A 1,663-nucleotide genomic window follows, 5' to 3' on the forward strand; every position below is an offset into this window, starting at 1 on the left:
GGCCCCGCCCGAGGTCGAGATGCTCGATACGCGCGAGCGCTTGCCCTGGGCCGGCCACAGCGCGCGCCATGCGCTCCCTGAAATCTACGAGCTGATCAAGGCCAACAAGACCACGCTCGTCTTCGTCAATACCCGCAGTCAGGCCGAGATGCTGTTCCAGAACCTCTGGAGCATGAACGACGACGGCCTTGCCATCGCTCTGCATCACGGCTCGCTCGACGTCGCCCAGCGCCGCAAGGTCGAGGACGCGATGTCGGCGGGCAGACTGCGCGGCGTGGTCTGCACCTCCTCGCTCGACCTCGGCGTCGACTGGGGCGATGTCGATCTCGTCGTCAATATCGGCGCACCCAAGGGATCGTCGCGCCTCATGCAGCGCATCGGCCGCGCCAACCACCGCCTCGACGAAGCCTCGCGCGCGGTGCTGGTGCCGGCCAACCGTTTTGAAGTGCTGGAGTGCCGCGTCGCGATCGACGCGATCGCCGAGAACGCGCAGGATACGCCGCCGTTGCGCACCGGTGGCCTCGACGTGCTGGCCCAGCACGTGCTCGGCTGCGCCTGCGGCGAGCCCTTTTTCAGCGACGATCTCTATGGCGAGATCCGCACCGCCGCGCCTTACGCCGATCTGTCGCGGCAGGATTTCGACGACGTCGTCGATTTCGTCGCCTCCGGCGGCTATGCGCTGAAGACCTATGAGCGCTTCGCCCGCATCAAGCAGGACAAGGAGGGGCGCTGGCGCGTCGCCAATCCCAAGGTGCGGCAGAGCTACCGCATGAATGTCGGCACCATCGTCGAGGACGACATGCTGAAGGTGCGGCTGGTGCGCTCGCGCGGCGGCGGTCAGGGAAAAACGGGCGGCTCGACAGGCGTGATCGCGCGCGGCGGCCGGTTGCTCGGCGAGATCGAGGAGGCCTTCATCGAGGGCCTCTCGCCCGGCGATACCTTCGTGTTCTCAGGCGAGGTGGTGCGCTACGAGACCCTGGTCGAGGACCAGGTCTATGTTTCGCGCGCGCATGACAAGGACCCGAAGGTCCCGTCCTACATGGGCGGCAAGTTTCCGCTCTCGACCTATCTCGCGGAACGCGTGCGCCGGCTGCTCGATGACGGCCGCGCCTGGGGCGGCTTGCCGGAGCAGGTGCGCGACTGGCTGTCGCTGCAGAAGGACGTCTCGCAGGTGCCGGCGGTGCGCGAGCTCCTGGTCGAGAGCTTTCCGCGCGCCAACAAGCATTATCTGGTCTGCTATCCTTTCGAGGGACGCCTCGCGCATCAGACCCTCGGCATGCTGCTGACGCGGCGGCTGGAGCGCGCCCGCGCCCGGCCGCTCGGCTTCGTTGCCAATGAATATGCGGTGGCGATCTGGGGGCTTGGCGATCTCTCCTTCATGATCCGCGATGGCCGGATCGACCTCAACGCCCTGTTCGACCCCGATATGCTCGGCGACGATCTCGAAGCCTGGCTCGCCGAATCCGCGCTGATGAAGCGCACGTTCCGCAATTGCGCGATCATCTCCGGCCTGATCACGCGCCGGCACACCGGCGAAGAGAAGAGCCGCCGCCAGGTGCTGTTCTCGACCGATCTCGTCTATGACGTGCTGCGCAAGCATCAGGCCGATCACGTCCTGCTGCGCGCCGCCCGCGCCGACGCCGCCACCGGCCTGCTCGACCTG

General features: G+C 67.0%; 1 protein-coding gene. It reads left to right on the plus strand.

All coding sequences use genetic code 11. The features are described from left to right. Window positions 1-1,663: helicase-related protein (locus MOV75_RS37050; protein ID WP_258719605.1), on the plus strand; the 1,663-nt coding region annotated here is incomplete at both ends.

The sequence above is a fragment of the Bradyrhizobium sp. PRIMUS42 genome (assembly GCF_023006515.1).
In the GTDB taxonomy this organism is placed as follows: domain Bacteria; phylum Pseudomonadota; class Alphaproteobacteria; order Rhizobiales; family Xanthobacteraceae; genus Bradyrhizobium.